The organism is Streptomyces sp. NPDC102279 (genome assembly GCF_044766365.1).
Classification (GTDB): Bacteria; Actinomycetota; Actinomycetes; order Streptomycetales; family Streptomycetaceae; genus Streptomyces.
This window is the reverse complement of record NZ_JBIWLU010000015.1, coordinates 1-16,338: the sequence shown is the minus strand read 5'-3', so window position 1 is coordinate 16,338 and position 16,338 is coordinate 1. Positions and strand designations below refer to the sequence as shown.

The window sequence follows — 16,338 nt, the reverse complement described above, 5'->3', positions numbered from 1 at the left end:
ACGGCGCAGGGCGCCCACGGAGCCGCCCGCGCTCACCGTTCCGCCGGCCCGAGGTGCGCGTCGAGCGCCGCCCGCAGCAGGGGTGTGAACTCGGCCGCGCCGGTGCTGAGTTGCAGGCTGCCCCACCCCCACAGCTGGGCGATGCCGTGCAGGTTCGCCCACAGGGCACCCGCGACGGTCGGGGCGTCGGCCTCGGGGCGTACCCGGCTGACGAGGTCGACCAGCACCCCGAAGAGCGGCAGGCTCGTCTCCCGCAGTCCCAGCCGGTCGCTCTCCAGCAGGTCGTGACGGAACATCAGCTCGTACATCCCGCGCCGGGACAGGGCGAAGTCCAGATAGACCGTGGCGAGGGCGGTGAGCCGGGCCCGCGGGCCGGCCGAGTCGCCGTCGTCCACCGCCGCGGCCCGCGCCTGGAGATCGGTGAACCCGCGCCGCGCGATGGCGGACAGCAGTTCCAGGTGGGTCGGGAAGTAGCGGCGCGGGGCGCCGTGCGAGACCCCGGCCCTGCGGGCGATCTCCCGCAGGGTCAGCGCCTGCGCGCCCTCCGTCGTCACCAGGTCGACCCCCACGTCGATCAGGCGCGCTCTCAGTCCACCGGTCCCCGGATCGCTCATAGACACTGTCTACCAGGACGGAGTAGACACTGTCTACCGCTCCCGCGGACCTGGTCGTGGAACGGCTGGGCGGGTGGTTCGGCCCCGTGGGCGGAATGGGAGGTCCGGCGCCGGACGTTGCCACAGACATGACTGCCGAAGAAGAACGGGACGAGACGCAGGGCGACCTGCTCGAACTGCTCTCCGCGTACAAGGGCGGCGTGCTCGTCACCCTCAAGAAGGACGGCCGGCCCCAGCTGTCCAACGTCAGCCACGTCTATTACCCCGACGAGGGGGTCATCCGCGTCTCCCTCACCGACGACCGGGCCAAGACCCGCAACCTCCGCCGGGATCCTCGGGCCTCGTACCACGTGACCAGCGACGACCGCTGGGCGTACACGGTGGTCGAGGGCACGGCCGAGCTGACGCCCGTCGCCGCCGACCCGAACGACGAGACGGTCGAGGAACTGATCCGCGTCTACCGTGACGTCCTCGGTGAACACTCCGACTGGGACGACTACCGCGCGGCCATGGTCCGCGACCGCCGCCTCGTCCTACGCCTGCACGTGGAGCGTGCCTACGGAATCCCCGCCCGCTGACCGCACGGCGTCGCCCCGGGCCGGCCCCGCGTCCGTGCGGTGCTCGATCGCCCGCAGCACCGCGACCATGTCCAGGTCCCCGTGACCGAGCGCCACGGTCTCGGCGAAGAGGGCGTGACAGGCGTCCAGCAGGGGTGACGCCAGACCGGTGAGCCGGGCCGCCCGCGCGATCAACTCGTTGTTCTTCAGGACGTCCTGGACGGCGGCCTGCACCGCGAAGTCGCCCTCCAGCAGTTTCGGCGCCTTCATCCGGGACACGCCGCTGGCCATCGGGCCCGCGTCCAGGACGTCCAGGAACAGGCCCGGGTCCAGGCCCTGTCGGCCGGCGAAGTGGAACGCCTCGGTCAGGCCGGTCACCAGGGTGATCAGGAACAGGTTCACCGACAGCTTCATCAGCAGGGCGTTCGGCACCGCTCCGCACGCGAACGTCTCCTGGCACATGGGCGCGAGCAGAGGACGTACGTCCTCGACCGTGACCGGGTCCCCGGCGAGCATCGCCACCAGCCGCCCGGCCTCGGCCGGAACACGCGAGCCCGAGACGGGGGCCTCGGCGTACCGGCCGCCCGCGGCGCGGATGTCGGCTTCGAGGCCACGCGAGTACTCCGGTGACGTCGTGCCCATGTGGACCACGGTGCGCCCGGCGACACGCGACGCGAACCCGTCCGTGCCGCGGCCGAGGACCGCGTCGACGGCACCCTCGTCGGCCAGCATCAGCAACACCGTGTCGGCCCGCTCGAAGACCTCGGCGGGCCCTGTCGCCGGCTCGGCCCCCTCGGCGCACAGGCGCTCGGTCCGGGAGGCCGTGCGGTTCCAGGCGAGGAGGGGGACGCCCGCCCGGACCAGATGGAGCGCCATGGGTGTGCCCATCACCCCGAGGCCGATGAAACCGACGTGCACCAGGAACCGCCTCTCCGGCGGGCGGAGTACGGGTCCCGCCCTCGGGTCGTCACCTCCGCGCCGACTATGACAGTCGTCATAGTAGACGGCTTCATGACAGCTGTCATAGTGGAGAGGGCGCAGCAGATCGGTCGGCACGGGAGGTCGGTGATGGCGGGACCCGAACGCGGGCCGCGCGAGCGGATGGTGTTCAGCGCGGCGCAGCTCATCCGGCGCGACGGGGTGACCGCGACCGGCATGCGGGACGTGGCCGGACACGCGGGTGCGCCGCGCGGCTCGCTTCAGCACTACTTCCCGGGCGGCAAGGAGCAGGTGGTCAACGAGGCCGTGGACTGGGCCGGCCGATACGCGGGCAACCGGGTCGCCCGCTTCCTCGCCGCCCTGCCGGAGCCGACGCCCGCCGGGCTGTTCGCGGCGATGGTGCGGCAGTGGACCGACGAACTCCAGGAGACGGGCTTCGTCTCGGGGTGCCCCGTCGCGGCGGCCACCGTCGACTGTGCCGAGTCCGCCGACGGGACCAGGGCGGCCGCGGCCGCGGCGTTCGGGCGCTGGACCCGTCCGGTCGCCGAGGCGCTCGTCGGGACGGGTGTCCCCGCCGAACGCGCCGAACCGCTCGCCACCTTGATGATCAGCGCCCTGGAGGGCGCGCTCCTCATCGCCCGGGCCGAACGCGACGTACGCGCTCTGACCGCCGTGACCCGCGAACTGGGCCCTCTGCTCGACGCGGCACGCGGGGGAGGGGCGTAGCAGCGCCCGATCACCGACCCTCCAGGGCGGACGGCGGATCGTGGGTGAGCGGCGCTCCGCGTACGCGCGACGGGTGCTCCGCGCACACCGGCCGCCCCTGAACCCGGCCGGGGTGCGCGGAGCCCCTCTCAAGGGTGCCGCAGACCAGAGCGTCGTGGGTGCTCTGATCGTCGGTCAATACCTGATGTTGCATCAAGTGCCGTGCTGTGGAGGGCAGGTGAACGCTACCGCGGGCCGGGTCTCCGGTCAGGCGGCCACCGTCGTCCGCCGTACCGCCTCGCCCGGCGTCGGCTCGCCGAGGAGTTCGGTGGGTACCTCGTGCGTCTCGCGGGCGGTGAGCACCGCGATGACCGGCGGGACGCACAGCGCCGCGGTGAACAGGGCCACCGCCGACCAGTCGTCACCGCCGGGTCCCGCGATCTGTGCCGCGAACGTGACGGCGAACCCGGCGACCGCGAAGCCGATCTGCGTGCCGATGGCCATGCCGGACAGCCGGACCCGGGTGGAGAACATCTCGCCGTAGAACGACGGCCAGACGCCGTTCGCCGCGCTGTAGACGACGCCGAACGCGAGGATGCCGAAGAGCATGACCAGCGCGTACGAGCCGGTGGAGAGGGACCACAGGTACGCGGACATCAGGACGGCGCTGCCGGCGGCGCCGATCAGGTAGACCGGGCGGCGGCCGATGCGATCGGAGAGTGTGGCCCAGGCGGGAATCGCGCCGAGCGCGACCACGTTGGCCAGCGCGCCCACCCACAGCATCTGTGTCCGGGACAGGCCGACCGCGTCGCTGGTCCCGTAGGCCAGCGCCCATACGGTGAAGATCGTGCTGACCGACGCGATCAGCGCACCGGCGACCACCCGCAGCACGTCCGCCCAGTGGTCGCGGAAGAGCACGCCGAGCGGCAGCTTCACGACGCCCTCCGTCGCGGCCTGCCGGGTGAAGGCCGGGGTCTCCTGGAGGGTGCGGCGGATGGCGTAGCCGACCACGGCGACCGCGACGCTCGCCCAGAACGGGACGCGCCAGCCCCACGAGAGCAACTGGTCCTCGGGCAGCGCGGCGATCGGCAGGAAGACGAGGGTGGCGAGGAGCTGGCCACCCTGGGTGCCGCTGAGGGTGAAGCTCGTGAAGAAGCCGCGCCGGCCCGGTGGCGCGTGTTCCAGCGTCATCGAGTTGGCGCTGGCCTGCTCCCCGGCCGCCGAGATCCCCTGGAGGACGCGGCAGAGGACGAGCAGGACCGGAGCGAGACCGCCGACCTGGTCACGCGTCGGCAGGCAGCCGATGAGGAACGTCGAGAGCCCCATCAGGATCAGCGTGAAGACCATGATCTTCTTGCGTCCGACGCGGTCGCCGAAGTGGCCGAGGAACAGCGCGCCGACGGGCCGGGCCGCGTAGGCGACCCCGAAGGTGGCGAGCGAGAGGAGGGTCGCGGTGGCCGGGTCCGACTCGTCGAAGAAGACCTTCGGGAAGATCAGGGCAGCGGCGCTGCCGTAGATGAAGAAGTCGTAGTACTCCAGGGCGCTGCCGATCCAGGCGGCGGCCGCGGCCTTCTTCGGTTGGCCCGGTGGCGCGGTGAGCGGGATGGCGGGGTCGGACACGGCTGCTCCTTCGGGGAACTCCGGGGACGGGAGTGCGACGGTGCCAGGGGAGAGGGTGCCGGGACCCTGGGGCGTACGGGTCGGCCGTGCCGGGAGCGGGATCGTGCGACCTCCGCGGTTCCGGCTAATTAACCCACTGGATAGTTAGTAGCGACTGGCTACGGATGTTGCGCCCACGTTTCCCGGGTGTCAAGGGGTCGTGCCGAAGGATCTCCCCGCGCTCGGCGGTCCGTTCAGCCGGCCGTGCGGTCCGCGGTGAGGTAGGCGATGACCATGTCGCCGAGCATCGCCCGGTAGTGGTCCCGCTGGTCGGGGGCGACCAGGTCGCGGCCGAACAGGGCGCCGAACGTATGCCGGTTGGAGACCCGGAAGAAGCAGAAGGAGCTGATCATCGCGTGCAGGTCCACGGCGTCGACGTCGGCCGTGAACAGCCCCGACGCGCGGCCGGTCGCCAGGATTCTGCCGATCACGTCGAGCGCGGGCGAGCCGATGCGGCCCAACTCGTCGGAGGCGACGATGTGTTCGGCCTCGTGGATGTTCTCGATGCTCACCAGGCGGATGAAGTCGGGGTGCGCCTCGTGGTGGTCGAAGGTCAGCTCGGCGAGCCTGCGGATGGCGGCGACCGGGTCCAGATGCTCGACGTCCAGCTTCTGTTCGGCCTGCCGGATGACCGTGTACGCCCGCTCCAGGACCGCCGTGAAGAGCTGCTCCTTGCCGCCGAAGTAGTAGTAGATCATCCGTTTCGTGGTGCTGGTGCGGGCGGCGATCTCGTCGACCCGGGCGCCCGCGAAGCCGGCGCGGGAGAACTCCTGGGTCGCCACGTCGAGAATCTCGGCCCTGGTGCGGGCGGCGTCGCGGATGCGCCCGCCGGGTCGTGCCGGTTCTTCGACGCTGGTCATCGGGTTCCTTCGGGCGAGACGGTCGGTGCCCGCGATTCTAGAAGCAGGGCGCGGTGGGGCGGGCCCGGGCGGTCCCCTCCCGCAGCCCCTCTTCCCATCGGGCAAACGGCTTGATAAAACTAACGAACCAGTTCGTACATTAATCCAGCCGTCAGCCGTCAGCCGTCAGCCGTCAGCCGTCAGCCGTCAGCCGTCAGCCGGTCACCGGCCGCGGGCTCTTCCGCCCGTCGTCGAACCGCCCTCGTCCCCGGAGGCCCCGCCGTGTCCCAGACCTCGTATCTCGTCGGCCTGATCGGCTCGGGGATCGGTCCGTCGCTCAGCCCGGCGCTGCACGAGCGCGAGGCCGACCGGCAGGGACTGCGCTGTCTGTACCGGCTGATCGACATCGACACGCTCGGCGTCGGCCCGGAGGCGGTCGGCGATCTCGTACGCGCCGCACGCGACGTCGGCTTCGACGGGCTGAACATCACCCACCCCTGCAAGCAACTCGTCATCGGTCACCTCGACGACCTCACCGCGCAGGCGGCGGCACTCGGCGCGGTCAACACCGTGGTCTTCGAGGACGGCCGGGCGACCGGCCACAACACGGACGTCACCGGCTTCGCCGCGTCCTTCGCCCGCGGCCTGCCCGACGTGTCCCTGGAGCGGGTCGTCCAGCTGGGCGCGGGCGGGGCGGGCGCCGCCGTCGCCCACGCGGTGCTCACCCTCGGAGCGGGCCACGTCACCGTGGTCGACGCCCTGCCCGACCGCGCCGCCGCGCTGGCCGCCGCGCTGCGACGGCACTTCGGCGCCGGCCGGGCAGCCGCCGCTGCACCGGACGCCCTCGGCCCGCTCCTCGCGCGTGCCGACGGCATCGTGCACGCCACGCCCACCGGCATGGCCGCGCACCCCGGACTCCCGTTCCCGGCGCGGCTGCTGCGCCCCGGGCTGTGGGTCGCGGAGGTGGTCTACCGGCCCCTGGAGACCGAGCTGGTGCGTGCCGCCCGCGCGGCCGGCTGCGCGACCCTCGACGGAGGCGGCATGGCCGGCTTCCAGGCCGCGGACGCCTTCCGGCTCTTCACCGGACGCGAGCCCGACCCGGCCCGGATGCTCGCGGACATCTCCGAACTGGCGGGCTCCCCGGTGCCCGCGACGGAGAACGTGTAACGACAGGGTCCACCATGACGACCCCGGCGGCCCCCAGGTCACCTCGGCCACCCCGACTGCCCCGGCTACGGAAGGAAGCAGCGTGCGTACGTCCATCGCCACGGTGTCCCTCAGCGGTTCCCTGACCGAGAAGCTCACCGCCGCGGCCCGTGCGGGCTTCGACGGCGTGGAGATCTTCGAGAACGACCTGCTCGCGAGCCCTCTCACTCCCGAGGAGATCCGGGACCGCACGGCCGACCTCGGTCTGACCATCGACCTCTACCAGCCGATGCGTGACGTCGAGGCCCTCCCCGAGGAGGAGTTCGCGCGCTCGCTGCGCCGGGCACGCCACAAGTTCGCTCTCATGCGTCGTCTCGGCGCCGACACCGTGCTGGTCTGCTCCAGTGTCTCGCCCCTCGCCGTCGACGACGACGCGCTCGCGGCGGAGCAACTGCACCGACTGGCCTGCCTCGCCGAGGACTTCGGCATCCGGGTGGCGTACGAGGCGCTCGCCTGGGGGCGTCACGTGAACACGTACGACCATGCCTGGAGCGTCGTCGAGAGCGCCGGGCATCCGGCCCTCGGCACCTGCCTGGACAGCTTCCACATCCTGGCGCGCGGCTCCGACCCTGTGGGGATCGAGGCCATCCCCGGGGACCGGATCTTCTTCCTGCAGCTGGCCGACGCCCCGCTGATGGCGATGGACGTCCTCCAGTGGAGCCGCCACTACCGCTGCTTCCCCGGGCAGGGCGGCTTCGACCTCTCCGGTCTTCTGACGCATGTGCTGCGCGCCGGCTACCGGGGCCCGTTGTCGCTGGAGGTCTTCAACGACGTGTTCCGGCAGGCCGCGGCGGGGCCGACCGCCGTCGACGCCCGCCGCTCCCTCCTCGTCCTCCAGGAACAGGTGCGGCCGGCCCTGCCTGCCGGCGTGGATCTCGCCGCGCCGCCCGCACCCGTCGTGCCGAGCGGTATCGCCTTCGCCGAACTCGTCACGCCCGATGTCGTCCCCGTCGCCGGTCTCCTCGGCGCGCTCGGTTTCACCCGCACCGCCCGCCACCGCGGCAAGCCGGTGGACCTCTGGCAGCAGGGCGGGGCCCGCGTCCTGGTCAACACCGGTCCGGCCGCCTCGCGTGACGGCACGTCCCTCGCCGCGATCGGCCTGGAGTCGCCCGACCCGGCCGCCGCGGCCCGTCGCGCCGAGGCACTCCTCGCGCCCGTGCTGCCGCGCCGCCGGACACTCGGCGACGCCCCACTCGAAGCCGTCGCCGCGCCCGACGGCACGGAGGTCTTCTTCTGCGCCCCCGCCGGCTCCCCGGCCCCGTCCGGCCGGCGAGCGGTCTCCGATGATCCCGAACTCCGCGGGTGGACGCACGACTTCGAGCCGCTCGACGCCGGCGGATCGGCCGTGCCCCCGGCCGGCCGGGGCTCCGTGAGCCGGATCGACCACCTCGCGCTCACCCAGCCCTGGCACCAGTTCGACGAGGCCGCCCTCTTCCATCGCGGTGTGCTCGGCCTGACCGGCCAGGAGAGCGTGGACGTCGCCGACCCCTACGGACTGCACCGCAGCCGCGCCGTCACCAACGCCGACGGGAGCGTCCGGATCGCCCTCGGTGTCGGCCCCGCCCCCACGGACGACGGAGCCCGCGTCCAGCACATCGCCCTCGCCACCGACGACGTGGCCGAAGCCGCCCGCCGCTTCCGCGCGGCCGGCGGCCGACTGCTGCCCATCCCCGCCAACTACCACGACGACCTGGCCGCACGTCACGACCTCGACGCGGAGGAGCTGGCCGTCCTGCGCGAACTCGGCATCCTCTACGACCGTGACGCCCATGGGGAGTTCAGGCACTGCTACACGGAGACGATCGGCCGCGTCTTCTTCGAACTCGTGCAGCGCGACGGCGGATACCGCGGCTACGGAGCGCAGAACGCCCCGGTGCGTCTCGCCGCGCAGCACGCGGCGGGACGACCGGGGCGCTGACACGCCTGCCTACCGGACCAGACGCAGGGTGAACCCCCGGTCCAGCGGCAGAGGGGGTGTGCTCAGCGTGGTCACCCCGGTGCCGCTGTCGTGCGACCACGACGTGCGCGGCAAGGGACGTCCGCCGACGAGCACCTGCCGGGGCGCCGACTCGCCGTGCACGGTGAAGCGGTACGCGCGGGAGGCGGGCTTGTCCTGGTAACTCCCCTTGCTCGCACCGACGTCGACGGTCGTCACGGTCCGTCCGGCGCTCACTGCGACGTGCTGGGTCGCCGAGGCGCCCTCGGTGAAGTGCCGGGTCACGCCGTCGTCCTCGTACAGCGTGTAGCCGCTGTCACCCTTCGGGTACAGGTCCCAGTCCAGTTCGTGCCGGTCACGGGTCTTCCAACTCGTCGTGCCCTTGGGCCACATGGGGACGATCGAGCCGCCCTTCACGAAGAGGGGCAGGGTGTCGAGCGGCGCGTGGTAGCCGTCGACGGTGGTCGGGCCCTCGTAGGTGCGGCCCGTCCAGTAGTCCGTCCAGGTGCCCTTGGGCAGATAGATGCCGTCCCGGGTGTCGGAGTCCTTGTAGACGGGCGCGACCAGGAAGTCGGAGCCCGCGAGGAACTCGTACTTGGCGTCGGCCCCGAGGGTCTTCGGGTCGTCCGGGTACTCCAGCCAGAGCGGGCGTACGGCACCGACGCCCGACGTCGCCGCCTCGGCGGACAGCGTGTACATGTAGGGGAGCAGGCGTTCCTTCAGCTGGAGGTACTTGCGGTTGACCGAGGTGTACGGCTCCCCGTCCAGCCAGGGTTGCTGGTCGGCGGGCTTGCCGGTGGTGATGTCCGAGGCCCAGCCGTCCATGGTCATGACGGCCGGCAGGAACGCCTTCCACTGGAGGTCCCGCGCGTACATCTTCGGGTCGTGGCCGTAGATCGAGCCCACGTCACCGGTGTTGTACGCGATACCCGACAGGGTGGCCCCGGCGTAGGTGGGGATCTGCCAGCGGATGTAGTCCCAGGACAGCTTCTGGTCGCCGCTCCACAGGACGCCGCAGCGCTGGGCGCCCGCCCAGGACACCGGCAGCCAGACGAAGCCGCGGGCGTCGCTGTTGTCCTCGATCCCGGCCTTCGCCCGGTCGCACGCGTCGAGCGCGAATCTGTACCCGTTGCCGACCCAGGCCACGTCGAGTTTCGCCACCCGCTGGCCCGCCTTCACCTGGTCGGCGAGCTTGTCGATGCCGTCCTGGGTCCACAGTCCCAGATGGGCGTTGTGGTCGCCCAGGCCCTTCGCGGTCTGGTCGAGGTTCTCGTAGCCGCAGCCGTACCCGTCGTTGACGAGCATCCAGCCGAGCGGCATGTCGTGCGCGGTGTAGCCGTCGGCGACCTTCAGGGCGTCGAGGGTGTGCCGCTCACCGCGGTTGGCGTTGTGCAGATAGCAGTCGGAGTCGCCGGGTTCGAGGCCGTAGACGGGTGGCATGAACGGCTTGCCCACCAGCGCGGTGTACTTGCCGATGACCTTCTTGGCGTCCCCGAGGAAGTAGTAGGCGTCCAGGCGCCGTTCCTGCTGTCCGGTGCGTACCGGCGATCCGAAGTCGTACACCCCCGGCGCGAAGGTGTTGCGGAAGACGCCGTACCCCGCGCTGGACAGGTAGAAGGGCTGTGAGTTGTTGTAACCGCCCTCGTTCCAGTTGAAGTTGTTCGCCACGTACATGGTCTGGTCGCGGTGTGCGAAGGAGCCGTTCTGTTCGCCGCCGCCGAAGAACTGCTCGCCCGTACCGCGGGCCAGGCTCTGCCGCATCCCACTGGTGGACCAGCGCAGCGGCTTGTCCTCCTGCCAGATCCGGGTGCGGTTGTCGGGCTTGTAGAGGCCGAAGCGCAGCGGCTTCTTGTACACGCGCAGGACGGCGTCGGGGGACCGGATGCCGTAGTACGCGCCCGCGTCGAACGACGACGTGCGGGTCTGCCGGGCGGGCCGGCGGCGGACGATCGCGCTGTCGGCGGGGTCACTGAACGTGCCGGACGGATCGGCCTGCAGGCGGAGTTGGCCATCCGCCAGGAAGTCGGCCCGGGCCTTAAGATCACCGGCCGCGACGGTGTAGCCGCCGTGGTCGCCGCTGAAGGAGGTCAGGTCGCCCGCGTCCGCGGTCCGCGGCAGATAGACCTTCCCGGTGTACGCGTTGTCGTGCACGTCGTACGGCACGACCAGCACGTGGTAGGTCCCCGACGCGTTCGGGATCAGGGTGGCCTCGGGGTCGGCGGTGCCCGCGCTGGAGGCGACCTCCTTGCCCGTGTCGTCGTACACGTACAGGTCGAAGTCGTCGGTGGGGTGCTGCCACTCGATGGAGATCGGCACCCCGCCCTCGGGGTTGTCCGCCCAATACCCCTCGGGTACCTCGACGTTCACGTCGAAACGGTCGCAGACCTCGCTGTCGGGGTCCTCGGCGGCCGCAGGACAACTCTCGGTGCCGCCGGAGGTGCCCTTCGGGTAGACGGGACTCTGCCAGGTGACGCTCTGGTGGGTGGCGTCGAGGACGGCATTCGCCGGGGTCGCCGCGAGCGCCGGTCCCGCGGGGGCGTTGAGGAGGGTGACGGCCAGGGCGGTGGCCAGTCCCGCCACGGCCCAGGAACGGTGTCGGAGTCTTCGCACGGTACGTATCTCCACTCGACGGATTCGAACCAGGTGCTGCACCGGCCTCAGGAGGCCGATGCTTGCTCATGCTTGAACAGTCGTGATTCCGCGCAACTTCGAGCATGAAGGGTCACAGGCTTCGCGGGAGCTGTCAACGGTGTGATCGCGAACCCGGGAGGGACGTACGGGAGTGAAGCGGGGCGATCCACGAGCCGGTCCGCGAACGGACTCTCGGCCACCTCCGGGGGCGTTCACCACCCCGGGCACGGCTCGTCAGAAGCCATGAATTACCGACCGGTTGACGTTGAAAGGGCAACAGTCACCGCTATCATCGCAGCACCCGCGGAGCGACCCTCCGCATCCGCGGCGTGACCCTCTGCCCGATGACGGCGCTGGTGCGGCATCGGCCTTCACACCCCCCACTCGCACGGCGCTGCCCGGCGTGCCCGTCGGCGCGTCGTGCAGCACGGAAAGCAGCACGATCATGAGCAAGAACAGGGGAAGAGGGCTTCAGGCCAACGCCCTCGGCACCTTCGACACGATCGTGATGGCGGTGGCGGGCAGCGCTCCCGCCTACTCGCTCGCCGCCACCACCGCCGTCCTCCTCGGCGCGGTCGGCCTCGCCGGTCCCGCCGCGCTCCTCTACTGCGCGATACCCATGCTGGGCATCGCCCTGGCCTTCAGCTACCTCGGCCGGATCGACGTCAACGCCGGTGCCAGCTACTCGTGGGTCGGCCGCACCCTGCACCCCTTCCTCGGCTTCATCAGCGGCTGGGCCCTGGTCGTCTCCGCCACCATCTTCATGGTCGCGGGCTCGCTGCCCGCCGGCTCGATGACCCTCGCCCTCGTCGACACGGAACTCGCCGGCGACACCGCCCTCGCCACCGTCGTCGGCGCGGCCTGGTTCCTCGTCATGCTGCTCGTCGTCCTCGGCGGCGCCCGGCTCACCGTGCGCGCCCAACTGATCATGTCCGGCGTGGAACTGGCCGTTCTCGCCCTCTTCGCCGTGGGCGCCCTGCTGCACGACGACAACGCCCGCGCCTTCTCGTGGTCCTGGCTCGGCCTCGGTCAGTTCGACGGCGTGAGCGGCTTCGCGTCCGGCGCCCTCATCGCCGCCTTCTACTACTGGGGCTGGGACGTCACCAGCAACCTCAGCGAGGAGACGAAGGACAGCCGCCGAACGACCGGACTCGCCGGACTGATCGGCGTCGGCATCGTCTTCCTGCTCTTCGAGGTCTTCACCATCACCGTGAACATCATTCTCACCGACCGGCAGATCAAGGACAACGGCGCCAACGTGCTCGGCGCCCTCGGCGAGGAGATCTGGCCCGGCTGGGGCGGGAAACTCATCGTGGTGGCCGTGATGCTCTCCACCATCGCCACCCTGGAGACCACCCTCATCCAGGTCACCCGCTCGCTGTTCGCGATGGGCCGCGACCGGACGATGCCGAGCGCGCTCGGCCGGGTGCACCGTCGCTGGAACACCCCGTGGGTGGCGATCGTCGTCGTCGGCGCCGTCGCCCTCGCGATGTTCGTGACCTCCAACGCCCTCGGCTCGGTCGGCGACATCCTCGCCGACGCCATCGCCGCCATCGGTCTGCAGATCGCCGTCTACTACGGCCTGGCCGGCCTCGCCGTCGTCGTCGCCTACCGCAAGATGCTGCTGAAGTCCCCGGCCAACTTCCTCTTCGGCGGCCTCTGGCCCCTCACCGGCGCCGCGTTCATGTTCTGGGTGTTCGTCGAGTCGCTCGGCGACCTCAGCGCCCCGTCCATCGCGATCGGCATCGGAGGCATCGCCGCCGGCCTGGTCCCCATGCTCTGGTACTGGAGGCAGGGCAGCGACTACTACCGGCCCGCGAGGCTGGACGCCACCCACGTCGTCGAGGCCGAGTACATCCCCGACGATCGCACCGGAGCGGCGGTCGCCGCCGGGACCCGCGGCCACGAGGGTCTGCCCACCGACTTCTGAGGGGGCTTCCGATGGCGGGAGACCGCTTCACACCCGATTTCGACCCCGACTGCGGCGACGCGCCCCTCACCTCGGCGCGCCAGGACATCGTCATCGGACGCTGGCAGGGGCTGCGCGAACTCCTGCGCGCCACCGGCGCCGACTGGGCCGCGCGCAGCCACCGCGTCCGGCTGCTCGCCCCGGCCTGCGCGGGCAACTCGACGGCCGAGTCCTGGCTCGCCGCCGAACCGCACAGCGCCGATGCCATGGTCCTGCGGGCCGCGACCGACGTGACCCGGGCCTTCAACCTGGCCATCGCGGCGGGCCGCGGGGTTCCCATCGATCCGCAGCGCGTCGACAAAGCGGTGCTGGCCTGCCTGCGCGCCGCCGAGGCCCACCCGGAGGACCCCACGCCGTGGATCTTCCTCATCTCGGTCGCGCGGCTCTACCCCTCCGGCGTACGCCGCAGGGAACTCGGCCGCTGGTGGGACGAGTTGCACGGCCGCGACCCGTACAGCATGGAAGGGCACCTGCAGATCCTGCACTACTACTCCTCGCGCTGGCACGGCACCCACGGCCTGATGTACGACTTCGCGCGGGACGCCGCGGGGGTCGCGCCGGCCGGCTGCGCGCTGCCCGTGCTGGTGCAGTACGCCCGTGTCGAGGAGTACCGCTGCGTCCTCGACGCGGCCGGACGGCAACGGGACGCCGTCGTCGGCAAGGGCCAGCACTGGAGTCACGACGCCGCGGTCAACGACGTACGGCGCACCTGGCAGCGCTGGATCGGCGTACGCCCGGAGACTCCGCCGGCGCCGGTGGAGCTGCGCGACCTCAACTACCTCGCCCACGCGGCCTGTTACGCAGACACGGCGGACACCGCGGACATCGCCGCCGACACGTTCCGGATCATCGGGCGGCGCGCCACCCGGACGCCGTGGTCCGCCACCGGCGACGCGGAGAAGGAGTTCGTGAGGTGGGGAAGACGTTCCGCCCGCGGAGAGGCGCGCTGAACGGGTCGCTCGCCGCACACGCCGCCCGACACGGACGCGGCCCCGGCCGGTACGTCCAGGGACGTACCGGCCGGGGCCGCGTCGGGAAAGGGGGCTGTGGCACCGCGGGGACTAAGGGACCGAGACCGAGGATCCCGGCTCGTTCCACGTCGCGATCACCGGATCGCCGTGCTCGGTGGAGAGCCGGCTGACGGTGCCGGTCGCGAGCTGGAACAGCCGCCCCGACCCGGCCGGAAGGCCGAGCCGGCGGGCTGTCAGGACCCGCAGGAAGTGCGCGTGCGCCACGAGCACCACATCACCGGCCTCCTCGCGCAGCGCGGCGTCCACCCGGGCCAGCACCCGGTCGGCGCGCGCGCCGACCTCGTGCGGGGACTCACCGGGATGGCCGTCGGGACCCGGCGGTACCCCGTCGGTCCACAGCACCCAGTCGGGCCGCTCCCGGTGGATGGCGCGCGTGGTGATGCCCTCGTAGCCGCCGTAGTCCCACTCGTGCAGATCGGGTTCGATCCGCGCGTCGGACAGGCCCGCGAGCCCGGCCGTGAGGACCGCGCGGCCGAGCGGGCTGGTGAGGACCCGGGCGAAGGAGCGCCCGGCGAAGAACGGGGCCAGGGACTTGGCCTGTTCCTCGCCGTGCCGGGTGAGCGGCAGGTCGGTCCAGCTGGTGTGCTGTCCCGTCAGGCTCCACTCGGTCTCGCCGTGGCGGACCAGGACGAGGTCGCCCATGGCCGGGGCTACTTGGCCGACTCGACGGCGTGGCCGCCGAACTGGTTGCGCAGGGCCGCGATCATCTTCATCTGCGGCGAGTCGTCCTGGCGGGACGCGAAGCGCGCGAACAGGGAGGCCGTGATGGCGGGCAGCGGGACGGCGTTGTCGATGGCCGCCTCGACGGTCCAGCGGCCCTCGCCGGAGTCGTCGGCGTGGCCGCGCAGCTTGTCCAGGTGCTCGTCGCCGTCCAGGGCGTTGACCGCGAGGTCGAGCAGCCAGGAGCGGATGACGGTGCCCTCCTGCCAGGAGCGGAAGACCTCGCGGACGTCGGTGACGGAGTCGACCTTCTCCAGCAGCTCCCAGCCCTCGGCGTACGCCTGCATCATGGCGTACTCGATGCCGTTGTGGACCATCTTGGAGAAGTGACCGGCGCCGACCTTGCCGGCGTGCACGAAGCCGAAGTCGCCCTCGGGCTTGAGCGCGTCGAAGACCGGCTGCACCTTGGCTATGTTCTCGGCGTCGCCGCCGACCATGAGCGCGTAGCCGTTCTTGAGGCCCCACACGCCGCCGGAGACACCGGCGTCGACGAAGCCGATGCCCTTGGCCGCCAGCTCCTCGGCGTGCTTCTCGTCGTCGGTCCAGCGGGAGTTGCCGCCGTCCACGACCGTGTCGCCGGGCTCCAGCAGATCGCCGAGCTCGTCGATGACGGTCTGGGTGGGGGCGCCGGCCGGCACCATCACCCAGACCACACGCGGGCCTTCGAGTTTGCTCACGAGCTCGGTGAGGCTGTTGACGTCGGCGAGGTCCGGGTTGCGGTCGTAGCCGACGACGGTGTGGCCGGCGAGGCGTATCCGCTCCCGCATGTTGCCGCCCATCTTGCCGAGACCGATGAGTCCGAGCTGCATATCAGTTCACTTCTTCCCGAGAGAGCGGTAGGTGGCCACGAGGGCGGTGGTGGAGGGGTCGAGGCCGGGCACGTCCGTGCCGTCGGCGAGGGCGGGTTCGATGCGCTTGGCGAGGACCTTGCCGAGTTCGACGCCCCACTGGTCGAAGGAGTCGATGTTCCAGACGGCGCCCTGGACGAACACCTTGTGCTCGTACAGGGCGATCAACTGGCCGAGCACGGACGGTGTCAGCTCCGCCGCGAGGATCGTGGTGGTGGGGTGGTCGCCGCGGAACGTCTTGTGCGCGACCAGCTCCTCCGGCACCCCCTCCGCACGGACCTCATCGGGAGTCTTGCCGAACGCCAGCGCCTGCGTCTGCGCGAAGAAGTTCGCCATCAGCAGGTCGTGCTGCGCCTTGAGCGTCTCACTCAGCTCACCCACCGGGTTCGCGAACCCGATGAAGTCCGCCGGGATCAGCTTCGTCCCCTGATGGATCAACTGGTAGTACGCGTGCTGCCCGTTCGTACCCGGCGTTCCCCACACCACCGGACCCGTCTGCCACTCCACCGGCCGGCCCTCACGGTCCACCGACTTGCCGTTCGACTCCATGTCCAACTGCTGCAGATACGCCGTGAACCGCGACAGATAGTGCGAGTACGGCAGCACCGCATGCGACTGCGCGTCATGGAAGTTGCCGTACCAGATCCCCAACAACCCCAACAACAACGGGGCGTTCGCCTCCGC

General features: G+C 71.3%; 13 protein-coding genes and 1 pseudogene. 6 read left to right on the top strand and 8 right to left on the bottom strand.

The features are described from left to right. Positions 1-32: 32 nt before the first annotated feature. Positions 33-614, bottom strand: coding sequence for a TetR/AcrR family transcriptional regulator (locus ACIRQH_RS33165; protein WP_404228460.1), 582 nt, complete (start codon positions 612-614; stop codon positions 33-35). Between the two features lie 128 nt (positions 615-742). Between ACIRQH_RS33165 and ACIRQH_RS33160 the strand changes: the two genes are divergently transcribed. Then, positions 743-1,192 (top strand): PPOX class F420-dependent oxidoreductase, encoded by a 450-nt coding sequence (locus tag ACIRQH_RS33160; protein ID WP_358821504.1) that lies wholly within the window; start codon positions 743-745, stop codon positions 1,190-1,192. On the opposite strand, the gene ACIRQH_RS33155 is transcribed toward ACIRQH_RS33160, so the two are convergent. Next, positions 1,148-2,089: an NAD(P)-dependent oxidoreductase gene (locus tag ACIRQH_RS33155; protein ID WP_404228456.1), complete on the bottom strand. Its 942-nt coding sequence runs from the start codon at positions 2,087-2,089 to the stop codon at positions 1,148-1,150. The genes ACIRQH_RS33160 and ACIRQH_RS33155 overlap by 45 nt on opposite strands. Before the next feature lie 150 nt (positions 2,090-2,239). On the opposite strand from ACIRQH_RS33155, the gene ACIRQH_RS33150 reads away from it, so the two are divergent. Further along, positions 2,240-2,836, top strand: coding sequence for a TetR/AcrR family transcriptional regulator (locus ACIRQH_RS33150; RefSeq protein ID WP_358821526.1), 597 nt, complete (start codon positions 2,240-2,242; stop codon positions 2,834-2,836). A 246-nt stretch (positions 2,837-3,082) separates the two neighbouring features. On the opposite strand, the gene ACIRQH_RS33145 is transcribed toward ACIRQH_RS33150, so the two are convergent. Both ACIRQH_RS33145 and ACIRQH_RS33140 read right to left on the bottom strand, forming a co-directional pair. After that, positions 3,083-4,435 (bottom strand): MFS transporter, encoded by a 1,353-nt coding sequence (locus ACIRQH_RS33145; protein WP_388875562.1) that lies wholly within the window; start codon positions 4,433-4,435, stop codon positions 3,083-3,085. A gap of 233 nt (positions 4,436-4,668) precedes the next feature. Beyond that, positions 4,669-5,334: a TetR family transcriptional regulator gene (locus tag ACIRQH_RS33140; protein WP_388875559.1), complete on the bottom strand. Its 666-nt coding sequence runs from the start codon at positions 5,332-5,334 to the stop codon at positions 4,669-4,671. A 261-nt stretch (positions 5,335-5,595) separates the two neighbouring features. On the opposite strand from ACIRQH_RS33140, the gene ACIRQH_RS33135 reads away from it, so the two are divergent. Both ACIRQH_RS33135 and ACIRQH_RS33130 read left to right on the top strand, forming a co-directional pair. Next, the gene (locus ACIRQH_RS33135) at positions 5,596-6,480 is read left to right on the top strand and encodes a shikimate dehydrogenase (protein ID WP_404228452.1); all 885 of its coding nucleotides are present in this window, start codon (positions 5,596-5,598) and stop codon (positions 6,478-6,480) included. 82 nt (positions 6,481-6,562) lie between these two features. Next, complete coding sequence (locus ACIRQH_RS33130; RefSeq protein WP_404228449.1) at positions 6,563-8,437, top strand: bifunctional sugar phosphate isomerase/epimerase/4-hydroxyphenylpyruvate dioxygenase family protein; 1,875 nt, start codon at positions 6,563-6,565, stop codon at positions 8,435-8,437. Positions 8,438-8,446: 9 nt separating this feature from the next. Here the strand turns inward: ACIRQH_RS33130 and ACIRQH_RS33125 are convergent, their stop codons facing one another. Beyond that, positions 8,447-10,606 carry a TIM-barrel domain-containing protein gene (locus ACIRQH_RS33125; RefSeq protein WP_404228669.1) on the bottom strand — a complete coding sequence of 720 codons (2,160 nt, stop codon included), beginning with the start codon at positions 10,604-10,606 and terminating at the stop codon, positions 8,447-8,449. Positions 10,607-11,531: 925 nt separating this feature from the next. Between ACIRQH_RS33125 and ACIRQH_RS33120 the strand changes: the two genes are divergently transcribed. After that, complete coding sequence (locus ACIRQH_RS33120; protein WP_404228447.1) at positions 11,532-13,016, top strand: APC family permease; 1,485 nt, start codon at positions 11,532-11,534, stop codon at positions 13,014-13,016. Between the two features lie 11 nt (positions 13,017-13,027). After that, positions 13,028-14,005: a hypothetical protein gene (locus ACIRQH_RS33115; RefSeq protein ID WP_388936685.1), complete on the top strand. Its 978-nt coding sequence runs from the start codon at positions 13,028-13,030 to the stop codon at positions 14,003-14,005. A 111-nt stretch (positions 14,006-14,116) separates the two neighbouring features. On the opposite strand, the gene ACIRQH_RS33110 is transcribed toward ACIRQH_RS33115, so the two are convergent. The 3 genes and pseudogenes from ACIRQH_RS33110 to ACIRQH_RS33100 all read right to left on the bottom strand — a co-directional run. Beyond that, positions 14,117-14,728, bottom strand: coding sequence for a histidine phosphatase family protein (locus tag ACIRQH_RS33110; protein ID WP_404228444.1), 612 nt, complete (start codon positions 14,726-14,728; stop codon positions 14,117-14,119). Positions 14,729-14,736: 8 nt separating this feature from the next. After that, positions 14,737-15,615 (bottom strand): phosphogluconate dehydrogenase (NAD(+)-dependent, decarboxylating), encoded by an 879-nt coding sequence (gene gnd / locus ACIRQH_RS33105; protein WP_358821495.1) that lies wholly within the window; start codon positions 15,613-15,615, stop codon positions 14,737-14,739. A 6-nt stretch (positions 15,616-15,621) separates the two neighbouring features. Beyond that, a pseudogene (locus ACIRQH_RS33100) lies at positions 15,622-16,338 on the bottom strand (glucose-6-phosphate isomerase); the annotation flags it as partial.

Excerpts from the sequence above, each read along its gene's own strand:
- ACIRQH_RS33165 (WP_404228460.1), bottom strand. The coding sequence starts at position 614 with ATGAGCGATCCGGGGACCGGTGGACTGAGAGCGCGCCTGATCGACGTG.
- ACIRQH_RS33160 (WP_358821504.1), top strand. The coding sequence starts at position 743 with ATGACTGCCGAAGAAGAACGGGACGAGACGCAGGGCGACCTGCTCGAA.
- ACIRQH_RS33150 (WP_358821526.1), top strand. The coding sequence starts at position 2,240 with ATGGCGGGACCCGAACGCGGGCCGCGCGAGCGGATGGTGTTCAGCGCG.
- ACIRQH_RS33140 (WP_388875559.1), bottom strand. The coding sequence starts at position 5,334 with ATGACCAGCGTCGAAGAACCGGCACGACCCGGCGGGCGCATCCGCGAC.
- ACIRQH_RS33120 (WP_404228447.1), top strand. The coding sequence starts at position 11,532 with ATGAGCAAGAACAGGGGAAGAGGGCTTCAGGCCAACGCCCTCGGCACC.
- ACIRQH_RS33115 (WP_388936685.1), top strand. The coding sequence starts at position 13,028 with ATGGCGGGAGACCGCTTCACACCCGATTTCGACCCCGACTGCGGCGAC.
- ACIRQH_RS33110 (WP_404228444.1), bottom strand. The coding sequence starts at position 14,728 with ATGGGCGACCTCGTCCTGGTCCGCCACGGCGAGACCGAGTGGAGCCTG.
- gnd (WP_358821495.1), bottom strand. The coding sequence starts at position 15,615 with ATGCAGCTCGGACTCATCGGTCTCGGCAAGATGGGCGGCAACATGCGG.